The sequence below is a fragment of the Streptomonospora nanhaiensis genome (assembly GCF_026642255.1).
Taxonomy (GTDB): Bacteria; Actinomycetota; Actinomycetes; order Streptosporangiales; family Streptosporangiaceae; genus Nocardiopsis; species Nocardiopsis tropica.
In genome coordinates this window covers 2273491-2299258 of record NZ_CP113264.1, presented here as the reverse complement: position 1 = coordinate 2299258, position 25768 = coordinate 2273491, and the positions used below count along the sequence as shown (strand labels likewise).

General features: G+C 74.8%; 19 protein-coding genes. 9 read left to right on the top strand and 10 right to left on the bottom strand.

The genetic code is table 11. The features are described from left to right. Positions 1–15: 15 nt before the first annotated feature. The 7 genes from OUQ99_RS10040 to OUQ99_RS10010 form a co-directional block, all read right to left on the bottom strand. Positions 16–2334, bottom strand: coding sequence for a serine/threonine-protein kinase (locus OUQ99_RS10040; protein ID WP_267949156.1), 2319 nt, complete (start codon positions 2332–2334; stop codon positions 16–18). Between the two features lie 171 nt (positions 2335–2505). After that, on the bottom strand, positions 2506–3864 hold the full coding sequence (locus OUQ99_RS10035) for a hypothetical protein (RefSeq protein ID WP_267949155.1): 1359 nt from the start codon (positions 3862–3864) through the stop codon (positions 2506–2508). Beyond that, entirely contained in the window at positions 3854–5872 is a 2019-nt protein-coding gene (locus OUQ99_RS10030; protein ID WP_267949154.1) for a hypothetical protein, read from the bottom strand. The genes OUQ99_RS10035 and OUQ99_RS10030 overlap by 11 nt, the downstream gene beginning before the upstream one ends. Positions 5873–5907: 35 nt before the next feature. Beyond that, positions 5908–7899: a hypothetical protein gene (locus OUQ99_RS10025; protein WP_267949153.1), complete on the bottom strand. Its 1992-nt coding sequence runs from the start codon at positions 7897–7899 to the stop codon at positions 5908–5910. A 146-nt stretch (positions 7900–8045) separates the two neighbouring features. Next, positions 8046–8471 (bottom strand): SRPBCC family protein, encoded by a 426-nt coding sequence (locus OUQ99_RS10020; RefSeq protein WP_267949152.1) that lies wholly within the window; start codon positions 8469–8471, stop codon positions 8046–8048. A 324-nt stretch (positions 8472–8795) separates the two neighbouring features. Beyond that, positions 8796–11519: an aconitate hydratase AcnA gene (acnA, locus tag OUQ99_RS10015; RefSeq protein WP_276567190.1), complete on the bottom strand. Its 2724-nt coding sequence runs from the start codon at positions 11517–11519 to the stop codon at positions 8796–8798. Positions 11520–11915: 396 nt separating this feature from the next. Continuing rightward, positions 11916–12851, bottom strand: coding sequence for an LLM class F420-dependent oxidoreductase (locus OUQ99_RS10010; protein ID WP_267949150.1), 936 nt, complete (start codon positions 12849–12851; stop codon positions 11916–11918). Between the two features lie 125 nt (positions 12852–12976). Between OUQ99_RS10010 and OUQ99_RS10005 the strand changes: the two genes are divergently transcribed. The 6 genes from OUQ99_RS10005 (at position 12977) to OUQ99_RS09980 (ending at position 19587) form a co-directional block, all read left to right on the top strand. Continuing rightward, positions 12977–13564 carry an RNA polymerase sigma factor gene (locus OUQ99_RS10005; RefSeq protein ID WP_267949149.1) on the top strand — a complete coding sequence of 196 codons (588 nt, stop codon included), beginning with the start codon at positions 12977–12979 and terminating at the stop codon, positions 13562–13564. Continuing rightward, complete coding sequence (locus OUQ99_RS10000) at positions 13561–14361, top strand: zf-HC2 domain-containing protein (RefSeq protein ID WP_267949148.1); 801 nt, start codon at positions 13561–13563, stop codon at positions 14359–14361. The genes OUQ99_RS10005 and OUQ99_RS10000 overlap by 4 nt, the downstream gene beginning before the upstream one ends. Continuing rightward, positions 14358–15332, top strand: coding sequence for an ATP-binding cassette domain-containing protein (locus OUQ99_RS09995; RefSeq protein ID WP_267949147.1), 975 nt, complete (start codon positions 14358–14360; stop codon positions 15330–15332). The genes OUQ99_RS10000 and OUQ99_RS09995 overlap by 4 nt, the downstream gene beginning before the upstream one ends. Beyond that, positions 15329–16957, top strand: coding sequence for a hypothetical protein (locus tag OUQ99_RS09990; protein ID WP_267949146.1), 1629 nt, complete (start codon positions 15329–15331; stop codon positions 16955–16957). The genes OUQ99_RS09995 and OUQ99_RS09990 overlap by 4 nt, the downstream gene beginning before the upstream one ends. A 230-nt stretch (positions 16958–17187) precedes the next feature. After that, complete coding sequence (locus tag OUQ99_RS09985; RefSeq protein ID WP_267949145.1) at positions 17188–18306, top strand: hypothetical protein; 1119 nt, start codon at positions 17188–17190, stop codon at positions 18304–18306. A 342-nt stretch (positions 18307–18648) separates the two neighbouring features. Beyond that, a complete protein-coding gene (locus tag OUQ99_RS09980) occupies positions 18649–19587 on the top strand; it encodes an EamA family transporter (protein ID WP_267949144.1) in 939 nt (312 codons plus the stop codon). A gap of 254 nt (positions 19588–19841) precedes the next feature. Here OUQ99_RS09980 and OUQ99_RS09975 read toward each other — a convergent pair whose 3' ends face one another. Continuing rightward, positions 19842–20222 carry a DUF427 domain-containing protein gene (locus OUQ99_RS09975; RefSeq protein ID WP_267949143.1) on the bottom strand — a complete coding sequence of 127 codons (381 nt, stop codon included), beginning with the start codon at positions 20220–20222 and terminating at the stop codon, positions 19842–19844. A 116-nt stretch (positions 20223–20338) separates the two neighbouring features. After that, positions 20339–21631, bottom strand: coding sequence for a class I SAM-dependent RNA methyltransferase (locus tag OUQ99_RS09970; protein ID WP_267949142.1), 1293 nt, complete (start codon positions 21629–21631; stop codon positions 20339–20341). Positions 21632–21856: 225 nt separating this feature from the next. Here OUQ99_RS09970 and OUQ99_RS09965 point away from each other — a divergent pair, with 225 nt between their 5' ends. Further along, a complete protein-coding gene (locus OUQ99_RS09965; protein WP_267949141.1) occupies positions 21857–22552 on the top strand; it encodes a potassium channel family protein in 696 nt (231 codons plus the stop codon). Beyond that, complete coding sequence (locus OUQ99_RS09960; RefSeq protein ID WP_267949140.1) at positions 22545–23237, top strand: potassium channel family protein; 693 nt, start codon at positions 22545–22547, stop codon at positions 23235–23237. Before OUQ99_RS09965 ends, OUQ99_RS09960 begins: the two co-directional genes overlap by 8 nt. A gap of 145 nt (positions 23238–23382) precedes the next feature. Here the strand turns inward: OUQ99_RS09960 and OUQ99_RS09955 are convergent, their stop codons facing one another. Then, the gene (locus OUQ99_RS09955) at positions 23383–24222 is read right to left on the bottom strand and encodes a DUF3159 domain-containing protein (RefSeq protein WP_267949139.1); all 840 of its coding nucleotides are present in this window, start codon (positions 24220–24222) and stop codon (positions 23383–23385) included. A gap of 339 nt (positions 24223–24561) precedes the next feature. Here OUQ99_RS09955 and OUQ99_RS09950 point away from each other — a divergent pair, with 339 nt between their 5' ends. Next, positions 24562–25665, top strand: a complete 1104-nt coding sequence (locus tag OUQ99_RS09950; protein ID WP_267949138.1) for a serpin family protein — start codon at positions 24562–24564, stop codon at positions 25663–25665. Positions 25666–25768 lie beyond the last annotated feature (103 nt).

Sequence of the window (25768 nt, the reverse complement as noted above, 5' to 3'; positions counted from 1 at the left end):
CCTGGGCGGATCGGGTCAGACCCCGCAGATCGCACGCGCCTTCCGCAGATCGCCGTTGATGCGGGTGACCCCCGTGGTCAGCTGGGGCAGCTGTGCCGCCACCCCGTTCAGTTCCTGGTAGCGCTGGTGGCGCCGGGCGGGACCGCCCGAGACGACGCGGACGGCGGTCCCCGCGCCGACCACTCCGGCCACGCCCATGACCCCGACGACCACCAGCAGGCCGGTCAGGGTGCCGTCCGCCGACGCGAGCCCCATGACGATCCCGGCCGGGAGGCCGAGCACCGCGAACCGGCAGACCCTCAGCGCGAGGACCAGCTTCTCCTGGAGGTCGACCTTGCGCCGCAGCGCCTCGTGCCGGGCGCCGACCGTGCCGTGGCGGTCCTCCCAGTGCCTGCGCTGCTCTGCGAGCGCCCGCAGGGTGGGCAGCGCGCCGTAGACCACGGCCGCGCACCCGGCGTCGGCCGGGGCGGGGGCGTTCCGGACGCGGCCCCAGAGGATGTCGATCCACTCGCCCACGCCCCTGTCGCCGCCGTCGCCGGGCGGCACCAGCCGCTCCGGGTGCAGCAGGAACGCGAGGATCAGGGCGGCGCTGACGCTCACGCGCGCCGTGCGCCACCCCTCGAGCTCGGAGGTGAGCTGGTCGTGGAAGGCGTTGCCGGCGCGTTCGGCCTCGTCGAGCCGGTCCGCCAGCCGCGTCAGCTCCCCGGAGTCGTCCCCGTGGTGGGCGCCCAGGATCCTGAGCACACCGGGCCTGGCCAGAAGCACCATCTCGTTGGCCAGGGGCGCGCCGGTGAGGAGCGGGCGCGGGTCGGTGAACAGCTCCCCGAGCTCGGCCACGGTGGCGCCCCGGCCCCGGAAGACCGGCGGCAGGTCGGGGCGCAGCTGCGCGATGAACGAGGCGAGCGCCAGGTTGGCGTCGTTGTTGACGTGGCCGCGGAAGAGGGACCGGTCCAGGACGGTGTCGCCGAGGTCGTCGACGAGCCAGGCGCCCAGCGCGGCGCGCTGGGCGGGGTCCTGGAAGACCTGGACGGCGGAGCCCCAGTTCTGCTGCATGGCCTCCGCGAGGTCGCGGGGGTCGGTGAAGCGGACGCCGTGGAAGTGGTACGGCGGCACCCCGCCCTCACGGTACGTCGAGGGGGCGGGGAGGCCGGGCGCACCGGTCCGCGGTCCCGGGTGGAACGGCGGGGGGTACGGCGGCGGCGTGGGCGTGCCCGGCGCCGTGTAGGGCGGCGGGCCCCCGCGGACGCCGGAGGCGTGCCCCGGTGCGGGCGGCGCGTGGCCGGCGGCGTGCGCACGCGCCGCGTCCGGCGCCGACCGGGTGTAGGCCCGGGTGGGGTCCACGGGGGCCTGCGGGGCCACCCTGGTGGGGTCGACCTGCGGGGGCGCGTCGCCGGCGATCCTGGTGCGCTCCACGCCGACGCGGGTGCCGCCGTCGGGCGCGGCCTCCGGGCGCCCGGTGGCGGGGAACGCCCCGTGGGCACCGGTACCGGGCGCGGGCCCGCCGTTCGCCGGGGCGGAGATCAGCCGGTTGAGGAGGGTCGCGGCGTCGGGGCGCCGGTCGGGGTCCTTGTCCAGGCAGGAACGGACGATTCCGGCCAGCGGTTCGCCCAGGGGCCCCAGGTCGGGCTCCCCGCCCAGGATGCGGGCGATGCGCGAGGCCTGGGTGGGCCCGTGGAAGGCCTCCTTGCCCGTCGCGGCGTAGACCATCACCGACCCCCACGAGAAGATGTCCACGGCCGAGGTGAGCCGGGCCCCCTCCAGCTGCTCGGGCGCCATGTAGCCGATCGTCCCGACCACGCCGCTGGCGGTCACGGAGGTGGTCTCGACGGCGCGGGCGATGCCGAAGTCGATCACCCGGGGACCGTCCGCGGCCAGCATGATGTTGTCCGGCTTCAGGTCGCGGTGCACGACACCGGCCGCGTGGATGGCCGCCAGCGCGGTCGCGGTGGAGATCGCCAGCCGGTGCAGTTCCACCCCGGTGCGGGGGCCGTCGTGGGCGACGGCGGCCTGGAGGGTGGGGCCGTCGATGAACTCGGTCGCGATCCACGGCTCCGCCGCCTCCGGATCGGCGTCCAGGATCGCCGCGATGCAGAAACCGCTCACCCTGCGGGCCTGCTCCACCTCGGTGGTGAAGCGGCGCCGCATCTCCGGGTCGCCCGCCCACGTGGCGTGCAGCACCTTGACGGCCGCACGACTCCCGTCCGGGGCCTCCCCCAGGAACACCTCACCGAAGCCCCCGCGTCCCAACGAGCGCACGAGGCGGTAGTGGCCGACGGTCCGGCCCGATGACCTTCCCGCCCCGGCGCCCCCGGCCTGGTTCTGGAGGTCGTCCACCGTCCAGCCCTCGATTCGTCGTCGTGCTTCCCCCTGGATGACCCGAGACGGGCCCGTGGGAACTATAGCCAGGTTCCGGCTGTCCCGAATCCGGTCGCCGCCCTGTTCCGGGGCGTCGGCCCGGGGCGGCGGGAGCACCCGGACAGCCGGCCCGCGGTGGGGCGGACGGGGTCAGCGGGACCTGACGTTGCGCGTGTGGTCGCCCCTCTGGATGCGTTCGACCAGGTCGTCGGTGAGGGTTCCGTACCCGGTGGCCGCCCACACGCTGTCGCTCGCGGGCACCTCGTAGTACGGGACCGTCCGGCCCTCGTGTTCGGCCGGCAGGACGACGGGGCGCACGCGTCCGCGGACGGCCTTGGCGCACTCCTCGCACAGGGGGACGCGGATGGTGCGGGTCCCGCCGAACTCGCGCCAGGCGGTCACCTTGGTGACGGTCCCGTGCAGGGGGTTGGCGTAGCAGTGGCGGCGCCGGACGGCGGACGCCCGCGATCCCCTGGCCGCGTTGTCGATGGCGTCCTCCGCCATGTCCAGGAGGACGAGCACGCCCACGGCGTCGGGCAGGGCGGCGTTGCCGTCCGACATCCTGTCGTGGACCGTGGCCGCGGCGGAGCGGGCGTCCAGGGCGGCGCGCAGGTGCTGCTGCGCCCTCTCCCCCGGGGCGCTGCCCGACTCCAGGCGGCTCAGGCGCTCGCCGACCTCGATGAGGTCCTGCCCGCCCTGCTCCACCAGGGCCTCCAGCTGCGCGCGCTCGGCGTTGGCGAACGCGGCGTGCTGGGCGATCGCGCGGGAGCGCCGCCTCCCCAGGCCCTGGGACGTGCGGCGGTACAGGGGGTAGGCGATCACCGCGACCAGGACCCCGCCGAGGAGCAGGGTGCCCGCCACCAGCCAGCCACCCGCGGAGCCGGACGACCCGCCCCCTCCGGAGAAGGCGGGGCCCGACCCCCGGTCCGTCCCGCTGCGTTCCTCGTAGCCGGCCACGGCCCTGTCGTAGGCGCCCTCCGCGTCGCCCGACAGGGCGGTCTCCACCGCCACGTCCAGCTGGGCGAGCGCGGTTCCGTCGAAGTCGGTGGCGTAGGAGGCGGTGAGCGCGGAGTAGTGGGCGGTGGTACCGCCGCCGAAGTCCGTGCCGAAGACGTCGTCGTCCACGGCGAGGTAGGAGCCCGCCGGCGCGCCCCTGCGGTCGTGGACCACCGAGACCAGGGTCTCCACGTCACCGTTCCAGGGGTCGGCCTCCACCAGGGGGACCGCGATCACGTACAGGTCCAGGTCGGACTCCGCGATGAGCCCGGCGATCCGCTCCTGCTCGGCCTCGGGGATGGCGTTGGCGTAGACCGGGTCGACGTACACGGGGAACTCGTCCAGGGCGTCGGCGATCTCCTGGGAGGGGTTCTCCGCGGGGGCCCCGTCCGCCGGGGCGCCGCTCCCGTTCTGGGCGAGGGCCCCGGACAGGGGGGCCGTGACCAGCCCCGCGCAGGCCAGGGCGGCCAGGAGCCGTGCCGCGTGCCGCGCGGTCGGGAACTCAGCGGGCATCGATCTCCTCCAGGAGTCTCTCGGCCATGCGTGCGGGGCGCTCGGCCCCGAAGTGGTGCCGGACCCACGCGCGGTCGTCCAGCGACAGGTAGGACAGTCTCCCGCCCAGGCGGTCCCGGACGTGCAGGACCCTGGCGGCGCGCGCCGCCTCGTCCGCCCGCGCGCAGGACGCGCACATGGGCACGCTCCCCTCCGCCACGCGCGACCGCTGGGAGGATGTGGAGGGCCCGTGCAGCGGGTTGACCCTGCACGGGGCGCGGCCGACGTTTCCCCCGGGGTCCTCCAGGGCGGCCATGACCCGTCGCGAGACGACGACGGCGCCGACGTGGTCGAGGTCGTCCGGGTCGTGCTCCATGGCGATGAGCACCGCCTCCGCCTGCGGCATCAGCTCGCGGGGGATCTCGCCGGCCCGGTCCGAGTCCAACACCTTGCGAAGCGCTCCGCTCTCGCGCAGCGCCATCCGGCGCAGGGCCCGCGGACCGGTCGCGTGGTCCCGGAGGGGCCGGCGGACGAGCAGCCGTGTGAGGGCCACCGCGCCGACCAGGGCCAGGAAGGCCAGCGGGCCGAGGAGCACCACCCCCACGGGGAAGCCCCCGTCGAAGTAGCGCGGCACGCGCGGCCCGGGGGGCTCGATGCCGGAGTCCATGAAGTACGGCGTCCCGACGTACGCGCCCTCGCCCACCTCGACGCCCTCCAGCGCGTCGAGGGCGGCGTCCAGCGCCAGGGCCGGGCTCGGCTCCTCGATCTCGGAGGTGGCGCTCCACAGTTCGTAGGAGTCCACGGTCCCGAGGCCGACGGGGGACGCTGAGACGCGGACCCCCTCCTCCGCGTACCGGTGGCCGGCGACGAGGTAGACGGCGTCCTCACCGCTGACGGAGGCCAGGGCGTGGGCCAGGACCTCGGGGTCGCCGCTGAACTCGTCGGCGGAGTCCATGGGCAGGACCAGCGCGCGCACCGGGACGGGGGCGTCGGCGAGGCGCTCGGCCGTCGCCGCCAGGCCGTCCAGGGGGAGCGGGGTGCGGGGGTCGACGTAGAGGGGCGCGGTGTTCTCCTCCAGTTCCCGGGCGATCTGCTCCACCCTGGCCGTGGACACCACGTAGGGCGGGGAGGAGAACGCCTCCTCCCGGGGGGAGAGGACCTCGGCACCGCCCTCCGGGACGCTGACGACGTGGGCGAGCGGGGCGAGGGACACCGCCCCGGCCAGGACGACGGTCGCCGCGGCGGTGCCGGTGACGACCGCGACGCCGCCTGCGCCGAGCGCGCCCCGGCGCAGGCGGCGCCAGACGAGGTAGCCGCCCGCGCCGAGCACGAAGCCGCCGAGCGTCCCCGCGAGGAAGCCCGTGTTCCCGGGACCGTTGTGGCTGGTGGGGTCGAGGTCGTCGAGGAGGCCCCGCCACCCCTCGGCGAACCGGTCCCCCGCCGAGGGCGGCCCGTACCGGTCCGCGGCGCCTCCGGCCGCGGGGTCGGTCAGGGCCCGGACGAACCCCTCGGCGACCTGGTCGACGGGGGCGCCGTAGTCGAAGTCCGGGTCGGACATCAGGGCGCTGCGCGCCTCGTCCACGGGCAGGGCGACGCCGTACGCGGCCACGTCGAACAGGGTGGAGTCGGGGCGCAGGTGGACGTAGACCCCGTCGGAGCCGAGCCGGTCGTGCAGGGCGGGCGGCATCGCGCCTCCCCACTCCGTCCCGGGACCGGGGAAGGGGCTGACGACGACGTGGTAGGGCTCGCCCAGCGTGTCGAAGGCCTCGCGCAGGTCGGCCTCGAGCTCCTCCGGGTCGTGGAGCCCGGACACGGCCTCGTCCACCACGACGGCGGCGCCCTCGGGCTCGTCGGCCATCAGGTCCGCGTAGTACTCGGCGGGGGTCACGCGCGTCTCGTACGCGGACGGCGCGTCCGGGAGCGCGGGTTCGGCCGCGGCGGGGGACGCCGTGAAAGGGAGCACCAGCAGGGCCGGGAGGGCGGCCAGGGCGGCCGGGAACCGGATACGGGGGCGGGAGGGACCGGGCATGGGGATGATCATATCGGGGAGTTTCGGCCATCCCCCTACCCCGCCCGGCCCCCCTCCACCTCGCTCAGGAGGACCTCGACCATGCGGGCGGGGCCGTGCGCGCCGAACCGGTGGCGGATCCACGCCCGTTCGCCCTGGTCCAGGTACGAGCGCCACACCCCGTCCGGGCCCCGCAGTTCCAGCCGCCGGAGCACCCGGCGGTCGTCGGGGAGGGCGGCGCACCCCTCGCAGAGCGACGTCCGCTCGGCCCGCGCCCCGCGCTCCCGCCGCTTGCGGCCCGGCGGGGCGGGGGCACTTGCGGTGCCCGGGCCGTGCAGGGGGTTGTTCCGGCACGGGGCCCCGTGGACGGGGGCTCCGGGGTCGGCCAGGGCGGCGCGGGCACGGCGCACCAGGACGAGCACACCGACGAGGTCGAGGGCGTCCGGGGACCCCTCCATCACCATGAGCGCCGCCTCGGCCTGGGGCATCAGCCCGTCCGGCAGTGTGCGGCCCTCGGAGAGCTCCCCGGCCAGGGCCGCCGCCTCCCGCTCCGCGAGCGGACGCAGGGTCGCGGCGCCGACCCTGCCCCCCGCGGAGGCTCCGGGACGCCTCACCAGTGCGACCGCTCCCCAGACGGCTCCCGCGACGAGCGCGCCGACCACCGGTCCCACGAGCAGGAGGGCGAGGAGGAAGCTCTCGGTGAAGCGCGGAAGACGGGGTTCCAGGGGGGTGGAGTAGATCGTGGGAGGGGCGGGCGCCGCGTCGGCGTCGGCGGGGTGGCGCCCGACCTCCCGCAGGACCGCGTCCAGGGCCGCGGCCGGGTCGGCGGCCTCCTCGTCACGGACCTCCTCGAGGAGGGAGTGCCCGTCGACGGGCACTCCGAAGGCCAGCAGGTCCACGGACACCGCCTCGAGGTCGTGGGTGACCACGGCATAGACGCCGTCCTCGCCCAGCACGTGGTGCCAGGCGTGCAGGAACACGTGCGGGTCGCCGGCGGACTCGTCGCTCCCGGCCATCGGCAGCACGACCGCGCGCACGGGCGCGGGCGCCTCCTCCAGCCGCGCCGCGACCTCCGCCAGGCCCTCGCGCGGGAGGGGCGTGAGCGGGTCGACGTAGAGGCGCTCCTCCCCCATCTGCCCGACCACGCGCTCGACCCGCGCCGTGGAGGCCACGTACGGCGGCTCGGCGCGGACCTCCTCCAGGGGGTCGGGCAGCTCCTGGGGGCCCGGGGGCGCCCCGGTCAGGTGCGCCAGGGACCAGGCCACCGCCGCGGCGGACGGCACGAGCGTCGCGACGGCGGCCGACAGCACCGTCGACCGCACGCCCGCGCCCCGCCGCACCCGCACGACCGCCCACACCGCGCCCACTGTGACCAGCGCCCCGACGGGGGCGCCGACGATCAGGCCCAGGTTCTCCGGACCGACCGACCGCGACGGGTCGAGGTCCTCCACGAACTCCTCCCAGCCCGAGGGCGTGTCCTCACCCGCCTCCCGGGCGGCGGCCACCGCGTCGCTCCTGCGCAGGAGGTCGTCCTCGGAGGCGGTGAGCGCCTCGGCGAAGGCGGCCGCCACCTCCCCGAGCGGGGCCCCGTACTCCAGTTCCCCTCGGGTCACCTGCTCCGCCAGGTCCACCGGGAGGTCCGCGCCGTAGGCCCGCACCCCGGCGATCCCGCTGTCGGGGCGCAGGTGGACGTAGATCCCGTCGGCGCCGACCCGGTCGTGCAGGGCCGCCAGCATGTCCGGGGCCCACAGGGACGCCAGGGACTCCGGGAACGGGCTCGCGACGACGTGGTACGGCACGCCCACCGCGCCGAAGGAGCGGTGGAGTCCGGCCTCCAGCTCGGCGGGGTCGTACTCGCCCGCCAGCGCGTCGTCCACGACCACCGCCGCCCCCTCGGGCATGTCCGCCATCAGGGCGGCGTAGTGCTCGGCGGGGGTGACGTGGGTCTCGTACGACGCGGGCTCCGGCGCGGCGTGGGCGGGGGCGCCCGTCGCGGCGAGGGCGGCGAGCACGGCCGGGACGAGGAGGAGCCGGGGGAGGGCGGGCATGCGGGGAGCATACCTGGAGGTTTCGGTCGGCCCCCTCTCCGGAACGGAGCCGGGGGCGGGGACGCGTCCGAGGCCCCCGTACCGCTCGCGGGCGGTGCGGGGGCCTCGGACGTCCCGCTTCCCGGGCCGGAGCCCGGGGCCTGCGGTCAGGCCGTGGACCGGGTGGGCTCCACGAAGGCCTTGAAGCGCTTCATGTCACCCTTGGCACGGGCCTTGACGAGCCCCAGCTTGTCACCGAGCTGCTCCACGGCGCCCTCCGGGACGGTCTTCAGCTGGAGGGTGATCCGGGTGCTCGTGTCCGAGAGGTGGTGGAAGGTCACCACGCCCGCGTGGGTCACGCCGTCGACGGTCTTCCAGGCGATCCGCTCCCCCGGGATCTGCTCGGTGACCACGGCGTCGAACTCGCGCCGCTGGCCGGCGATCTCGATGGTCCAGCGCATGGTGGTGTCACCGGTGCGCACGACCTGGGTCACGCCCTCCATGAAGGAGGGGAACTCCTCGAACCTCGTCCACTGGGCGTAGGCCGCAGTCACCGGGACGTCGACCTCTACCGTCTCCACGATGTCCGACATTGATCGACTCCTTCGCAATAGATTGCGTTTCGTCCTCACCGGGGCCGCTACCCGGCTCCCGGCGTCGCAATCAGGGGATCCGCCCCCGCGGGGCCGCCGGACCACGCGCCCGGAACCCCCCGGGGGAACCGTGGGAACCGCTGTGACCTGGGAGGACGTGAAGAGGGCCGACCGCCGGGGAAAAGTCGTGAAACGGGTCACCGCACTCCGTGTCGGGGCCCCGCCGCACGCAGACGGGGCCGCCACCGTCGGTCGGACGGTGGCGGCCCCGTGGAACCGCGCTGCGCGCCTGGTGGGCGCCGGCGGAGCCCTGTGCGCCGGTCGCTACTTGGCGATCAGCTGGCGGAGCACGTACTGCAGGATGCCGCCGTTGCGGTAGTAGTCGGCCTCGCCGGGGGTGTCGATCCGCAGGACGGCGTCGAACTCCACCCCGGTGTCGGTGCTGACCCTGACCGTGCTCGGCACGCGTCCCTCGTTCAGCTCGGTCACGCCGGTGACCGAGAAGGTCTCCTCACCGGTCAGGCCGAGGGAGTCCGCGGACTGCCCCTCCGGGAACTGGAGGGGCAGGACGCCCATGCCGATCAGGTTGGAGCGGTGGATGCGCTCGTAGGACTCGGTGATGACCGCGCGGACGCCCAGCAGGCTGGTGCCCTTGGCCGCCCAGTCGCGGGACGAGCCGGAGCCGTACTCCTTGCCGCCCAGGACGACCAGCGGGGTGCCCTGCGCCGCGTAGTTCTGCGCGGCGTCGTAGATGAACGACACCGGGCCGTCGGGCTGGGTGAAGTCGCGGGTGTAGCCGCCCTCCGTGCCCGGCGCGATCTGGTTGCGCAGGCGGATGTTGGCGAACGTGCCGCGGATCATCACCTCGTGGTTGCCGCGGCGGGAGCCGTAGGAGTTGAAGTCGCGGCGCTCCACACCGTTGGACTTCAGGTACTCGGCCGCCGGGGTGCCCGGCTTGATGGCGCCGGCCGGGGAGATGTGGTCGGTGGTGACCGAGTCCCCCAGCTTGGCCAGCACGCGGGCGCCGGAGATGTCGGTGACCGGGGACGGGGTGGTGTCCATGCCGTCGAAGTACGGGGGCTTGCGCACGTACGTCGACTCGGCCTCCCACTCGAAGGTGTTGCCGGTCGGCGTGGGCAGCGAGCGCCAGCGGTCGTCGCCGGCGAACACGTCCGAGTACGCGGACTCGTACATGTCGGAGGCGATCGCGGAGTCCATGACCTCCTGGATCTCCTCGGCGGTCGGCCACACGTCGGCCAGGTAGACCGGCTCGCCGTCCTTGCCGATGCCCAGGGGCTCGGTGGTGATGTCCACGTCGAGCGAGCCGGCCAGGGCGTAGGCGACCACCAGCGGCGGCGACGCCAGGTAGTTCATCTTGACGTCCGGGTTGATCCGGCCCTCGAAGTTGCGGTTGCCCGACAGGACCGCGGAGACCGCGAGGTCGTTGTCCTGGACCGCCTGGGAGATCTCCTCCGGCAGCGGACCGGAGTTGCCGATGCAGGTGGTGCAGCCGTAGCCGACCAGGTTGAAGCCCAGCTTGTCCAGGTACGGGGTCAGGCCGGAGCGATCGTAGTAGTCGGTGACGACCTTGGAGCCCGGGGCCATGGAGGTCTTCACCCACGGCTTGCGGGACAGGCCCTTCTCCACCGCCTTCTTGGCCAGCAGGGCGGCGCCCAGCATGACCGAGGGGTTGGAGGTGTTGGTGCACGAGGTGATCGCGGCGATCACGACGGCGCCGTGGTCGATCTCGGTCTCGGTGCCGTCGGCCATGGTGACCTTGACAGACTTGTGCGGGCGGGCGCCGTTGGCGGTCTGGGCCGGGGCGTCGGAGGCCGGGAAGGACTCCTCGCCGGCCTCGTCGGCGTCGTCCTGGACGTAGTCGCGGATGTCGTGGCGCCAGGTGGTCTTGGCGTCGGACAGCGCGATGCGGTCCTGCGGGCGCTTGGGGCCGGCGATGGACGGGACGACGTCGCCGAGGTCGAGCTCCAGGTACTCGGAGAACTCGGGCTCGACGGACGGGTCGTGCCAGAAGCCGTTGGCCTTGGCGTAGGCCTCGGTCAGGGCGACCTGCTGCTCGGGGCGGCCGGTCAGGCGCATGTAGCGGATGGTCTCGTCGTCGACCGGGAAGATCGCGGCGGTCGAGCCGAACTCCGGGCTCATGTTGCCGATGGTGGCGCGGTTGGCCAGCGGCACCGACGCGACGCCGTCGCCGTAGAACTCGACGAACTTGCCGACCACGCCGTGCCGGCGCAGCTGCTCGGTGATGGTGAGCACGAGGTCGGTGGCGGTGGTGCCGGGCTTGAGCTGGCCCGTGAGCTTGAAGCCGACCACGCGCGGGATGAGCATGGAGATCGGCTGGCCGAGCATGGCGGCCTCGGCCTCGATGCCGCCCACGCCCCAGCCCAGGATGCCCAGGCCGTTCTGCATGGTGGTGTGGGAGTCCGTGCCCACACAGGTGTCGGGGTAGGCCTGGCCGTTCCGGCTCATCGTGACGCGGGCCAGGTGCTCGATGTTGGCCTGGTGCACGATGCCGGTGCCGGGCGGGACGACCTTGAACTCGTCGAAGGCGGTCTGGCCCCAGCGCAGGAACTTGTAGCGCTCGTAGTTGCGCTCGTACTCGATCTCGACGTTGCGCTCGAAGGCGTCGGGGCGGCCGAAGAGGTCGACGACGACGGAGTGGTCGATCACGAGCTCGGCGGGAGCGAGCGGGTTGATCTTGTCCGGGTCGCCGCCCAGGTCGCGGACGGCCTCGCGCATGGTGGCGAGGTCGACGACGCAGGGGACGCCGGTGAAGTCCTGCATGATCACCCGCGCGGGGGTGAACTGGATCTCCTGGCTGGGCTGCGCCTTGGCGTCCCAGCCGCCGAGGGCCCGGATGTGCTCGGCGGTGACGTTGGCACCGTCCTCGGTGCGCAGGAGGTTCTCCAGCAGCACCTTCAGGCTGTAGGGAAGCCGCTTGGAGCCCTCCACGGCCTCCAGACGGAAGATCTCGTACGACTCGTCGCCAACGCGCAACGTGTCACGGGCGCCGAAGCTGTTCGTGGACACGGTGTCTGCCTCCTGATCTCGCCACTTTGTCCCCAGCATCCTGCCTCATCAGACGGGTGCGGGACCTGTTGAGGCCGCCCTGGCCGGATGGCCGGGAGCGGAGGACCGCGGGGGTGACCTCCGTTGTCCCCGACCTCCATCATGACCGCTGTGACCTGCGACGACACCACTCGCCACCGGCCAGGCGGCCCACTGGCCACGGGCGCCCACGATGTTCTGGACCGGACGCCGCCGAGCGGTCTACATCACACGCCGGCGCTCGCGTCCGAAACCTGGTGCGGGTCGGGGGGACCCCCGCTGTTATCTTGATGTCAAGGTATCCAACTTGTATCTCGATATCAAGTTATCGGGTGCGGGCCCGGGGCGGGCGGCCACCCCCCGGCAAGCCCCATCCTCTCAGTCCAGTTGCGGCACCACCTGCGACGCGACCAGCTCCAGGTGGTCCAGGTCGGCCATGTCGAGCACCTGGAGGTACATCCGCTCGGCGCCGGCCTCGCCGAAGCGGCCGATCCGATCGACCAGCTCGTCGGGCGAGCCCGCCAGGCCGTTCTCCCGGAGTTCGGGGACCTCGCGGCCGATCCGCTCGGCGCGGCGCGCGACCTCCGCCTCGTCGCGGCCCGCGCACAGCACCTGCGCGGCCGAGTACACCATCGGGGCGGTCCTCCCGGAGGCGCGCACCGCCGCACGGGTCCGCTCGAAGGCCGCGGAGGTGTCCTCCAGCGACGAGAACGGCACGTTGTACTCGTCGGCGTGCTTGGCCGCCAGGCGCGGCGTGCGCTTGGGTCCGGTCCCGCCGATCAGCACCGGGGGCCGCGGCCCCTGCTGCGGCTTGGGCAGGGCGGGCCCCTCCGCCAGCCGGTAGTGCTTGCCCTCGTAGCGGAAGGACTCGCCCGCAGGCGTCGACCACAGGCCGGTGATGATGTCCAGCTGCTCCTCGTAGCGGTCGAAGCGCTCGCGGCCGGAGGCGGGGAAGGGGATCCCGTAGACCGCGTGCTCCTCCTCGAACCAGCCCGCGCCGAAGCCGAACTCCACGCGGCCGCCGCTCATCCGGTCGACCTGGGCGACGGTGATGGCGAGGGGGCCGGGGTAGCGGAAGGTCGCCGCGGTCATGAGGGTGCCCAGGCGGATGCGGGAGGTGTCGCGGGCCAGCCCCGCCAGGGTGATCCAGGCGTCGGTGGGCCCGGGGAGGCCGCTGACGTGGTCACCCATGTGCAGATAGTGATCGGAACGGAACAGAGCGTCGAAGCCAAGGCCCTCGGCTGCCTTGGCGACGGCGAGCTGATCCTCGTAGGTGGCCCCCTGTTGGGGCTCAAGGAAGATCCTCAGGCGCATACGCCCCATTTTCTCCCACTGCGGGGACCAGACCGAAGCCGCCGCGCGGGTACCGTCGAAAAGGCGCCCCGGGCCCGCCCCGCACCGCCGAACCGATCCGCCCACCCGACGCGATAGCCCTCGATGTGAAGCTGCTCCGCCGCGCGCGCCGCCGCGCCCCCTCCTACGGCCCGGAGAGCACCGACCCGGTGCTCCTGGCGGCCATCGCCGTCGGCGAGACCGAGGCCCTGGAGATCCTGCACCGCAGACACGCGCCCTGGCTCCGCGCACGTCTGCGCTACCGCTGCTCCGACACCGACCAGCTCGACGCCGCGCTCCAGGAGACCTTCCTCGCCGTGTGGAGGAACGCGGGCTCGTTCACGCCCCGTCCCGGCGACACCGACGCCGGGGCCTGGCTGTGGACCATCGCGATCCGACAACTCATCTCCCAGCTGCGCAAACGGGCCAACCGCTGGATCTCGGACAGCGACACCGAGCCCTACGAGACCATCGGCGACGCCTCCGCCGAGGACACCGTGCTGCTCAACATCGAGCACGGTCCGCTGGGCGCGGCCCTGCACTCCCTCTCCCCCGAGCTGCGCTCGGCCATCCAGGCCACCGTGCTCGACGGGCTCACCGTCCGTGAGGCCGCGCAGATCCTCCAGATCCCCGAGGGAACCGTCAAGACACGGGTCATGCGCGCCAAGGCGCGCCTACGGGAGGCACTGACATGAGCTGGCACCTGACCCCTGCCCAAGCACACGAGTACGCGAGCCACCGGGCCGACGACGTCACGGCCATGTCCGTGGAGGCCCACATCATGCACTGCGCGCCCTGCCGGGACCTGCTCCCCGGCGACGAGGACTGGCTCGCCGAGAGCTGGGCGGGGCTGCGCGACGTCGTGGACCGCCCCCGGCGCGGCGTGGTCGAGACGCTGCTGGCCTCCCTGGGGCTGCGGGAGGGCACCGCCAAGCTGCTGGCCGCGACGCCCGGCCTGTACCGGGCCTGGCTCCTGGCGTCGGTCGTGGTCCTGGTCGCCGCCCTCTTCGCCGCGCACCACCTTCCGCGCGGTTCGCTGGTCTTCACCTTCACCGCCCCGATCGTGCCCCTGGTGGGCGTCGCCCTGGCGTACGGGCGCGGGGTGGACCCGGCCCACGCGCTGACCTCCGTCACCCCGATGGCGGGCCAGCGGCTCCTGTTCCTGCGCACCTGCGCGGTGCTCGTGCCCTCCCTGGCCCTGTGCGCCGCGGTCGCGCTGATGCTGCCCTCGGCCTCCACCCCGTGGACCGCGGCGTTCTGGCTCCTGCCGTCCCTGACGCTCGTCGCGGGATCCCTCGTGCTCAGCCACTGGCTGCACCTGAGCGCCGCCAGCGCGGTCGTCGGGCTGGCGTGGCTGATCGCGCTGGCCTCCATGGTCGTGTCCGAGCACTCGACGCCGCTCCAGCTGCTCGCCCCCCAGGCCCAGGCGTGGTGGGCGACGGCGCTGGCGGCCCTGCTGGGTGCGATCCTGGTGCGTGTGAGGACGGCATGAGCGCGGAGACCGCGGGAACCGGGACGGGGGGCGCCGCGCCCTCCCCCTCCGGCGCGCCCTCCGTCCGGATCCGGGGCCTGGTCCGCCGGTACGGCGCCCGCACCGCCCTGGACGGCGTGGACCTGGACCTGGGCCCCGGGGTGACCGGCCTGCTCGGCCGCAACGGGGCGGGCAAGACCACACTGCTGCGGTGCCTGGCCACGGACCTGGAGGCCACCCGGGGCGAGGTCAGCGTGCTCGGGCGCAACCCCGAGCGGGCCGCCGAGCGCACCGAGATCCGGCGCCGCCTCGGCTACCTGCCGCAGAACCCCGAGTTCTACCCCTACTTCACCGCGTTCGGGCTGCTGGACTACATGGCGGTTCTCAAGGAGCTCGGCGGGCGCCGGGCACGCCACGAGGAGGTGCGGCGCGGCCTGCGGCGGGTCGGCCTCTACGACCGCCGCCACAGCCGCGTCCGGCGCCTCTCGGGCGGGATGCGCCAGCGGCTCGGCCTGGCCGCGGCCCTGCTCGGCGACCCGGAGCTCCTCCTGCTGGACGAACCGACCATCGGCCTGGACCCGGAGCAGCGCATCCGGTTCCGCGGCCTGGTGTCGGAGCTCGCGGTGCACAGCACCGTGGTGCTGTCCACCCACCAGATCGAGGACGTGGCGGCCCTGTGCCAGCGCGTGCTCTGCCTGGACGGGGGGAGGATCATCTTCGACGGCACCCCGGGGCAGCTGGTGGACCGCGCCCGCGGCCACGTCTGGGAGAGGTCCGGGCACCCGGGCGAGGGGCACACGGCCTGGCGCCTGGCCGACGGCCGGTACCGGGTGCTCACCGTGGCGGGATCCGGTCGCGGCCCTTCGCCCGCGGGTGCGCCCGGGGGGTCCGGCGACGGCGGGCTCGTCCCGGTCGAGCCCACCCTGGAGGACGCCTACCTGCTGCTGACCGGCGTGGACCGGGACCTCGGGCTGGAGCAGTGCGCACGATGAGCGGAGCCGTCACGGGCCGCGGCGGGGAGGGGCCCGGCGGCGGTCCCCCCGGCGCGGGGCCCGGGAGGCCCCGGACCGCGGCCGCGGGGTCCCGGGGCGCCGGGCCCCTCACCGGGAGCGCCCTCACCTTCGGGCGGCTGTCGTGGTTCACGGCGCTGCGGCTGCTCGTCAGCCCGTTCCTCCTCGTCGCCGGGGCCCTTGCGGTGCTCATGGCCCTCTCGACCGCGAACCAGCCCCTCGTGCACACCAGGTCCGACCTGTACGAGAGCGCCGTGACGTCGGCGCTGATCGTGGCCCTGGGCCTGTTCGCCGCTGTGACCTTCCCCGCCATCCGCGAGGTCCGCTACGGACGGAGCCCCGTCGGCCCGCTGGGTCGGGCGGGCCGCTTCCTGGCGGTGGGCGCGGGCGCCGCGCTGGTCGGCTGGGCGTGCGTGGCGGCGCTCCTGGCGCTGGACGCGTGGCAGTACGCGGGACCGGTGCCGGGCCTGGTGCACCCGCTGTCCCACCTGACGCCGTTCGTCGTGGTGCTGGTCGGCCCGGCGGGGGCGATGGCGCTCGTCGCCTGGACCCGGTCGTACACCCCGCTCCTGCTGATCGCACTGGTCGTGCCCACCTACGGCCTGTACACGATCACGGCCTTCGACACGGCCCAGAGCGTCGACAGGGTCGTCACCCGGGTGCAGTCGCTGGCCCTCATGGCCGTCGACCCGTTCCCGGTGCACTCCCCCGGCGTCCCCGTCCTGGTCCAGCTGTACGCGGCCTACCTGGGGCTGGCAGTCCTGGGGCTGGTGGCGCTGGCCCTGGCCGCGACGGGGCGGAGGGCGTCCCGGGCTGCGGCCCTGGGCACGGCCCTCGTGCTCCTGGCCGGCGCCGGCGGCACCGCAGCCCACGGGGCCACCGCCTACACCTGGGGGGTCCCCGTGTCGGACCGCCTCCTGTACGGCGCCGACACCGTCTCCTGCCGGACGCGGGAGGGGGTCACCTACTGCCCCATGCCCGGATACGAGCCGTGGGTGGAGCAATGGCACGCGGTCCTCGGACCCGTGCTGGCGGCCCTGCCGGAATCCGCGGCCGACGACATGCCCGTGGTGTGGCAGGACAGCACGCGCTTCGACCGCGACCCGGCCGGCCTCCCGCCGTCCAGGGTCGTGGTCTACGACGTGCGCTTCACCGACGGGCCGTGGTGGCGCCTGGACATCCTGGACGGGACCGCCCGCGCCGTCTTCGGCCTCACCCCCCTCTGGGAGTCGCTGTGCCGGGCCGACGGGCAGTCGCGCCTGCTCCTGGCCGCGTGGATGGCGGGGCTGGACCCGAAGTCCGGAGACGACGACCGGCGGAGCAGGAGCGGGATGTTCCTGGGGGAGTACTCCCCCTCCCAGCAGGACCTCGAAGTGCTGCACGTCCTCCTGGAACTGCCCGAGGAGCGGGTGTCCGAGGTCCTCCGGGACCACTGGGAGGAGCTCTCCTCGCCCCGCGGGCGCACGGAGGAGCTGGCCGGCCTCCTGGGCATCCCGCTGCGCGGGTCCCCGCACGAGAGCCCGGCGCAGCGCGACTGGGACAGGCTGCTCTCCGGGACGGACATGGCCTATCACGCGAATCCGGCCTCCGGGCCCGTGTGCGCCTGACCGGCGCCCGACGGCGGCACACGCTGCCATCGAACCCGGTCCGACCAGGGGTTATTAACCGCGCCACAAAACCGCGCCGTCCCTTCCCCGGTGGTCAGGGTCAACTACACTCGCGAATGTCCGAATTGTTGATCATTGTCAGCTTTTATGGGCTTCCATCCCTTCTGGAGTTGATCCCTCCCGCGAGCAAGGGGCGTTCCTTGTCTGTTCCCCGTACTCTCACGCGTATCGTGCGCCCCGCCGCCGTCGTCGGCGCGGCCGCCCTGGCCCTCGGCGCGACCGCGCCCGCCCACGCCGACGAGCACTTCCCGGCGACGGCCGGCAGCACCCTCGTCAGCCTGTCCCACCACGGGGGCGGCTCCGTGACGGAGGGGTCCTGGGGCAGGGTCTACGTCGGATCGGACGTGGGGGGCGACTACCCGTCCGCCGACTTCTCCGCCGACCGCGGCGGCGTCGGCGCGCTCGTGGGGACCGGCGGGCCCGTCGAGTCCCGCGTCAACACCACCGCCGCCGGGGACGGCCGCGCCGAGGCGGTCTCCGCCCTCGGCGGCGGTTTCACGCTGGACCTTCCGGGCCATGACGAACCCGCCGTCAGCCTGACCTCGCTGCACAACTCCGTCAGGTGCGACTTCTCGGGCGACCTCGCCTGGGAGAACACGATCGGGAGCTCCGCGGAGGACGACCGCGTCATCTCCGTCTTCGGGACGCCGATCACGGCCGACGCCCCCGAGGTGAACGCCACCGTGGACATCCCCGGCCTCGACACGACGGCCGACGTCACCGTCCTGACCCGCGTGCCGGAGGACCCCTCCGCCGGGCGCGGCGAGGTGTCCACCTCCATCACGGCCTCCGCGGGCGGGGCCGAGCTGTTCGCCCTGGAGCTCGGCGCCGTCGCCGTGGACTGCCTCGGCGACGGAGGGGCCCCCGGGGCCGACGGCGGGGAGGACGCCGACGGCGGGGACGGATCCGGCGGGGACGACACCGCCGCCGTCCGGGAGGACCCCGCCTCCCCGGAGGCCGGGGAACCCTCCGACGGCTCGGACAGCGGGGACGGGACGGACGCGGACGGGGGCGCCCCGGACGGCGGCGCCCGGGCCGACGGGGACGCCCCCGCGGACGGGAGCAGGGACACCGGCGGGGAGCCGCCCGCGGCCCGGGAGAGCCCGGACCCCGTCGGCGCCGCCGACGGTCCCGCGGCCCTGCCCCTGACCGGCGGCGCCCTGGCCGGCCTGGTGACCGCCGGGGTCCTCGCCCTGGGCGGGGGCGGCGCGGCCCTGTACCTCGCCCGCCGCGGCAAGCACGGTGACGGCCCCGGGGACGACGCGGGAGACGGGGCGGCGCAGCGCTGAGGACGTTCCGTGCCCGCGTCGGACGGTCCCCGCGCCCGCCCGGCGGGACGCGGAACGGCACGCGGCGCACCGCCCGGACCCCGCCTGCCGCGGCCGCGCCCCGGGGCGGGGGCGGGCACCCCGCCCGCGGCCCGGGGCGGGGGACGTCCTAGCATGGCCGTGTGAAGAACCACTACTGGCACGTCGTGCTTCCGCCGCTGTGCGCCTGAGCGGGCGCACGCACACCCTTTCCTGACCCCGTCGGAGAGCTTGAACGGCGACCCCCGGTGACCGCACCCGGGTCGCCCCCCGTCGTGCGCCCGTTTCGCCGCCGCCGAAACACACGACGACGAAGGAACCACCGTGCCAGAACACTCCCCTTCCCGGTCCGGCGCACCGACCCGCACCCCCGCCGCGCCCCCGCTCCAGGGGCCCCTGCCGATCCTCGCCGCGGCGGTCCTGTGGGGCACCACCGGAACCGCCGCCTCCTTCGCCCCGGCCGAGGCGCCCGCCGCCGCGATCGGCGCGGCCGGCCTGGTCCTGGGCGGCCTGCTCCTGTTCCTCACCGGGAGGGGCTCCACCGCCCTCCTGGCCCGGAGCGACCGGCCCACCCGCTGGGCCCTCGCCCTCGGGGCCCTCGCCGTCGCCGGGTACCCGCTGTCCTTCTACCCGGCCGTGGCGCACGCGGGGGTCGCGGTCGCCACGGTGATCACTCTCGGCAGCGCACCGGTCTTCTCCGGCCTGCTGGCCTGGCTCACCGGGCAGGCCCGGCCCACCGCGCGGTGGACGGTCGCGACCGCCTCCGCGGTCCTGGGCTGCGCGGTCCTCGTGCTGGGCTCGGAGCTCGGCGCGGGCGGGACACCGGTACGCCCGACCGGGGTGCTCCTGGCGCTGGCCGCCGGGTTCTCCTACTCCGCCTACGCGCTCGTCGCCGAACGCCTGATCCGGCGGGGCCATCCCTCCCCCGCCGTGATGGGCACCATGTTCGCGGGCGGCGGGATCGCCGTCCTGCCCGTGGTGGCGGCCACCGGAGCGGCCTGGCTGGCCACGGTGGACGGCGCACTGGTCGCCCTGTACCTGGCGGTGTTCACCGTGTTCCTGGCCTACCGCCTGTTCGGGCACGGCCTGCGGCACGCCTCCGCCTCCGTGGCGACCACGCTGACCCTCGCGGAGCCCGCCGTGGCCGCCCTGCTGGGAGTGGCCGTGGTCGGTGAGCGGCTGTCCGCGGTGTCCTGGGCCGGGCTCGCCGTGCTCGCCCTCGGCCTGGCCGTCCTGCGCGCGCCCGCCCGCCGCCGCGGCTGAGCCGCCGGACCGCCGCCTCCCCCGGCCCGGCGGCTGGACCGTCGGAGAAGGGGCCCGGACCACGGTGCTCCCCGATGACGGGGGCGGAGGCCGGTGCCGCCTCCCTCCCTGCGAACCGCAGACCGGAGAGCGCAGACAGGCCCGGCACCCGCTCCGCGTCCGGGATCGCACCGCGGTACGCCTCCACGGAACGGGGAGGGGCGCGGACGCAGCAGCGCCCGGGGTAGTGCGCCCCGGGCCCCGACGCGTGGGCCTCAGCCCGGGGCGTCGACCTCGATCTCGATCCGGCCGGGGTAGAAGGCGAGGTACGAGCCGATCTCGGCGACGATCTGGTACGGCTCCTCGTAGGTCCACACGGCGTCGGTGAGCTCCTCGCCGCCCGGCACCGCGAGCGTGTAGTAGGCGGCGGTCCCCTTGAAGGGGCAGTAGGTGGAGGTCTGCGTGCGCCGCAGGAGGGAGCGGTCGACGTCGGCGAGCGGGACGTACTGGACGGGCCGGTAGTCCGCCTCGAGCAGGGTCAGCGCGGCAGTGGTGTCGGCGACGACCAGCCCGCCGACGCGCACCACGACCCGCCCGGTGGTGGGTTCGACGGTGATGGGGTGGTCGGGCCCGGGGATCCTCGTGTCGTGTGCCATGGCCTGTGCGTTCCCTTCGGTCTCCCGTGTACCCGGCCACTGTACGGCGGCCGGCGCCGGAACGGGCCCCGGGTCACGGAGGGTTCGACGGGGCCGGGACCGCGGCCCCGGTCCCCCTAGCCCTGGTCCTCGCGGTGGCGGCGGGCCGGGTTCACGGGCTCCAGCACCGCCAGGCACTCCACGTGGTGCGTCATCGGGAAGGCGTCGAACGCCCTCAGGTCCACCAGGTTGTACCCGGAACGCGCGAACTCCGCGATGTCGCGGGCGAGCGTGGCGGGGTCGCAGGAGACGTAGGCGATCCTGCGCGGACGCGTCCCGGCGATGGAGCGGACGACCTTGGTCCCGGCGCCCGCGCGGGGCGGGTCCAGGGCGACGACGTCGGCCCGCACGTCGGCCCACTCGCGCAGCTGGGCGGCCACGTCGTTCTGCTCGACGCGGACCTGCTCCAGGTCCTTGAGGTTGTAGCGGGCGTCGCGGACGGCCTCGGCGCCGCTCTCCACGCCCATGACGCGGCCCTCCGGACCCACGGCGTCGCCCAGGGCGCCGGTGAACAGCCCGGCGCCGCAGTACAGGTCCATGGCGGTCTCGCCGGGCTTGGGCTCCAGCGCCGCCAGCACCGCGTCGGTGAGGGTCACGCCCGCCGCCGGGTGGACCTGCCAGAAGCCGCCCGCGCTGACACGGAACTCGCGGCCGTTGACGGTCTCGCGCACCCCGCGGCGGCCCTTCACCTGCTGCACGCGCCCGCCCTTGAAGCGGCGCAGCACAGCGCTGGACGCCTTGAGGTCGGGGAGCGCGCTCAGCCTGGCCTTGGTGGGGGTGATGACGACGGCGCGGTCGGCGCAGGTCGAGGAGGCGACGGCCTCCACGTCCTTGGTGTCCTCCCACGTCACGTCGGTGACGCCCAGTTCGGCCACACCGGGGTGCGCGATCAGGCAGCGGTCGACCGGCTCGATGTCGTGGGAGCGGTGGCGCCGCAGCCCCGCGTGGCCGTCGGTGTCCACGGAGAAGCGGACCCGCGTGCGCCAGCCCAGGCCGTCGGGGGTGCCGGGAAGCTCCTCGACGACGACGGCGCGCTCGATGCCGGCGATGTGGCGCAGCTGCTCGGCGACGACCTCGCCCTTGAGCCGGCGCTGGGCCTCCAGGGAGGCGTGCTGCCAGTCGCAGCCCCCGCACTTGCCGGGGCCGGAGAACTCGCAGGGGGCCTCGACCCGGTCCGGGGAGGCGGACAGGACGTCGACGGCCTCGCCGCGCAGGAACCGCGTGGTCTCCTCGGTGACGCGGACGCGGACCCGCTCGCCCGGGAGGGCGTGGCGGACGAAGACGACCTGGTCGTTGTGGCGGCCCACACACCAGCCCCCGTGCGCCACGTCGTCTACTGTCAGCTCGAACTCATTGCCCACACGGGTCATCGCTTCGTCCTTGGGTGGTCGGGTCGGGTCACGTTCCGGGTGACCCTGCGCGCACAGCCACCAAGCGTCCCCAATCTACCTGTCCTCGGGTACCGCCCGCGCTGTTCAGCCGTGTACGCGAGGGCCGGGGGCCGTCGCGCGCGCCGGACCGATGTGTGCCATGGTGTGACGGTGAGGGCACGCGGGACCACAGCGTGCGGCTGTCTCGACGGGAGTGCGGGCGAGGTGCACATCGTGATCATGGGGTGCGGTCGCGTGGGATCCACGCTGGCGCACACGCTGGTGGACCTGGGCCACACCGTGGCGGTGATCGACCAGGACCCCGAGGCTTTCCGGCGGCTGCGCGGCTCCGTCTCCAAGCACGCGGTCCGCGGCGCGGGGCACGACCGAGAGGTCCTGATGTCCGCCGGGATCGACCGTGCGGGCGCGTTCGCCGCGGTCAGCAACGGCGACAACTCCAACATCATCGCCGCCCGGGTGGCGCGCGAGGCGTTCGGGGTCGAGAACGTGGTGGCGCGGATCTACGACCCGCGCCGCGCGGAGGTCTACCAGCGCCTGGGCATCCCCACCGTCGCGACGGTGCGGTGGACGGCCGACGCCTTCCTGCGCCGGATGGTGCCGGGCGACGACCGGCTCACCGCGGGCCCGGAGTGGCAGGACGCGTCCGGGACGCTGGCGATGAACGAGGCGCCGCTGCCGAAGGGGTGGGCGGGCGCCCGCGTCGGCGAACTCGAGGAGGCCGCCCCGCTGCGGGTGGTGTACCTGGTACGGCGGGGACGGATCGTCCTCGCCGGGTCCGACGTGCGCCTGGAGGAGGACGACGTCCTGCACGTGGTCGGGCACGGCCGCGAACCGGACTCCCTCCCCGAGCGGCCGGACGGACCGCCGCGGGTACCGGGCGACGAGACGGGACGTGGGTGAGATGCGGATCGCCATCGCGGGAGCGGGGAGCGTGGGGCGCTCCATCGCCAAGGAGCTGGCGGGCAGCGGCCACGACGTGCTGCTGATCGACCGGGACACCCGGGCCATCGGGGTGGACGACCTGCCCGAGGTGGAGTGGCTGCTGGCCGACGCGTGCGAGCTGGCGACCCTGGAGGACGCCCGCCTGGGCGACTTCGACGTGGTCGTCGCCGCCAGCAGCGACGACAAGGTCAACCTGGTGGTGTCCCTGCTGGCCAAGACCGAGTTCGGCGTGGGCCGGGTGATCGCCAGGATCAACGAGCCCGACAACGAGTGGCTGTTCAACGAGACGTGGGGCGTGGACCTGGCGGTCTCGCCGCCGAGGCTGATCGCCGACCTGGTCGAGGGAGCCCCCGAGGACGACCCGGACGAGGAGGGGACGCTGCCCCCGCTGCCGGGGGCGGAGATCGCCGAGTCGGTGCTGCGCGCCGCCAGCCCGTTCGCGGGGGCCGCGGAGTCCGAGCTGAGCGCGGCGCTGCCGGAGGGCGTGGCGCTGGTCGCCGTGCTCGGCCCCGGCGGGGTGCGCCCGCCCGACCCCGGGCGGAACCTGTCGGTGGGCGACACGGTGGTGTTCCTGGCCGACCCCGAGGCACTGGGACCGTTGGAGGTCCTGCTGGGCCCCGTGGACGACGCCGCGGACGCCTGACCCCGGCCCTCAGGGGGCTGCGGGGAGCGCGGCCCCCGCGCCGGACCGGTCCCCGGACGTCGGACCGGTCACCGGGAGGCCGGGCCACGAGGGTCCGGGCCCGGTACCGGACCGGGCCCGGGCCCTCGAGCCGTGTGCGGGTGCGCTAGGTGCGGTCCCCGCGGGCGCCGTCCCCGGCGCCCGCCGCCCCTGTCTCCTCCAGCGGCGTCCGGCCGCGCGCCAGGACCCACACCATGCCCGCGAACGCGGCGACCTGGAGCGGCCAGCCCATGGCGATCTTGGAGAGGCCCAGGAGCCCGAACGTGTCGGCCCAGCCGTTGGTGTCGGCCATCCAGAGCGGATACTGCACGACCACGCGGACCACGCAGGGCAGCACCAGCAGCCAGGTGAGGCGGGAGGCCAGCCGGACCACCGCCGGGTTGGAGCGCCAGGAGGTGAAGTCCTCCTTGTGCCCGATGAACGGACCGATCATCAGCCCGATGGCGGGCCAGCGGACCAGGACCGACAGGCTGAGGACCACCGCGTAGACGGCGTTGTAGATGATCCCGGGCAGGAAGGCGTCCGCGGCGTTGCCGCTGCGCATCGCGAAGACCGCTGCGATGCCGATGCCGAACAGGCTGGTGACCACGTACTGGACCGAGGAGCGCTGCACGAGCCTGACCGCGCCCAGGACCAGCGCCGCGACCACCCCGAGGCCGATCGACAGCCTCAGGTCCGAGGCGATGACGTAGGACAGGGTGAAGGCCAGCGTGGGCATCGCCGCCTCGACCATGCCGCGCTTGCCGCCCAGGGCCTTGGACAGCTGGGAGCGGACGAGCGCCTCGACCGTGTCCTCGGTGACGGCGGGGGCTCCCGCCGGCGCGGGCCCCTCGGCCGCGCCCGGCGCCGACGCGCCCGCCGGGGCGCCGTCCGGCGCCGCCTTCGCCGTGTCGTCCGCCCCGGCCGCCGGGGCGGCCTCCCCGGCGGCCCTCTGCTGCTCAGTCATCCTGCTCCCGGTCCGGTCGGTCCTCGGTGGCCGTCGCCCCGCCGGGCCTCTCCCGCGCGGGCGCACAGGCCATGATGCCCCACACTATTAGACCCGTCACGGACCGAGGGGGCGCTCACCGTACTCCCTCCCGTCGTCCCGCCCGGCTTTGTCATGCTTGACCCGGTCTTGTCGCGTGCGGCTTCTCACCACGGCCCCGTCGCGGACCGGCCCCCGGCCCCCGGCGACCGCGGAACGGGGCCCGGCGTTCGGCCACCGGGAACGCGGGTCCTGGCGGGCGTCGGCGCGACTCCGTACGCTGGCGGCCAGAACAGCCGGAGCGCCTACGCGAGGAGCACCATGCAGCAGAGCACGCCCCCCCGGCCGGACCACCTGGAGTTCGCCGTCGCCCTGGACCGCGCGCTGGTCCGCCCCGGCGCCTCGCACGTCTGGTCACCGCACTCGGTGGGGACCGTGCTGGCGCTGCTCGCGAGCGGGGCCGCCGACCGCACCCTGGCAGAGCTGGCGGCCCTCCTCGGCGACGACACCGAGGGCCTGCTGGACGCCCTGGACGCCGCGGTGGCCTCCGGCGACGGGCCGGACCTGGCCGCGCTGAACGGGCTGTACGTGCCCGCCGACCTCCCGGTGCGGGCGGAGTTCGCGGCACGCGTGCGCGCGCGTCCCGGCGCGGAGGTGGAGGGCGCCGACTTCGAGAACGACTCCGAGGGCGTGCGCGCCAGGGTCAACGGCAAGGTGTCCGACGTGACCCGGGGGCTGATCGACGAGCTCCTCCCGGCGGGCAGCATCTCCCCCGACGTCCGCCTGCTGCTGGTCAACGCCCTGTGGGTGAAGGTCGTCTGGTCCGACCCGTTCGAGGCGGGCCTGACCCGGGACCGGCCGTTCCACGCACCGGGCGGGAGGCGGAAGGTCCCCACCATGCACCGGTCGGCGCGACTGCCCCACGCTCGGGCGCAGGGGTGGAGCATGGTCGGCCTGGAGGGCGGCCACGGCCTCACCCTGGACGTGCTGCTCCACGACGGGGACGCCGGCTCCCCTCCCCCGCTGACGGCGTCCGCCCTGTCGGAGCTCTACCGGGTCCGCTCGTCCCAGCAGGTCGACCTCGCCCTGCCCCGGTTCACCGTGGAGACCGACACCTCCCTGTTGGAGCCCCTCGCGTCCGCGGGGGTGCGTCACATGGTCACGGACGAGGCGCGTTTCGACGGGATCAGCGAGGAGCCGCTCCGGGTGGACGAGATCCTCCACCAGTCGGTGCTGAAGGTGGACGAGAGGGGCGCCGAGGGCGCCGCGGCCACCGCCGTGATGATGCTCCGCGCGGCGGCCGCTCCCCTGCGGCCGGTCAGGTTCACCGTCGACCGGCCGTTCGTGTTCGTGCTGCGCCGGGGCGGGTCGATCCTGTTCCTGGGACGGATCGCGGACCCGGTGGACCCGGGTCCCGGCTCCTGAGGTCCGCTCGACGGACCGGCCCCGGGAGGACCACGCCTGCCCTCTCCGGGGCCCGCCGGCGGGACACGGGGCGCACACCGGCCCGCGGCGCCCGCCGTCCGGG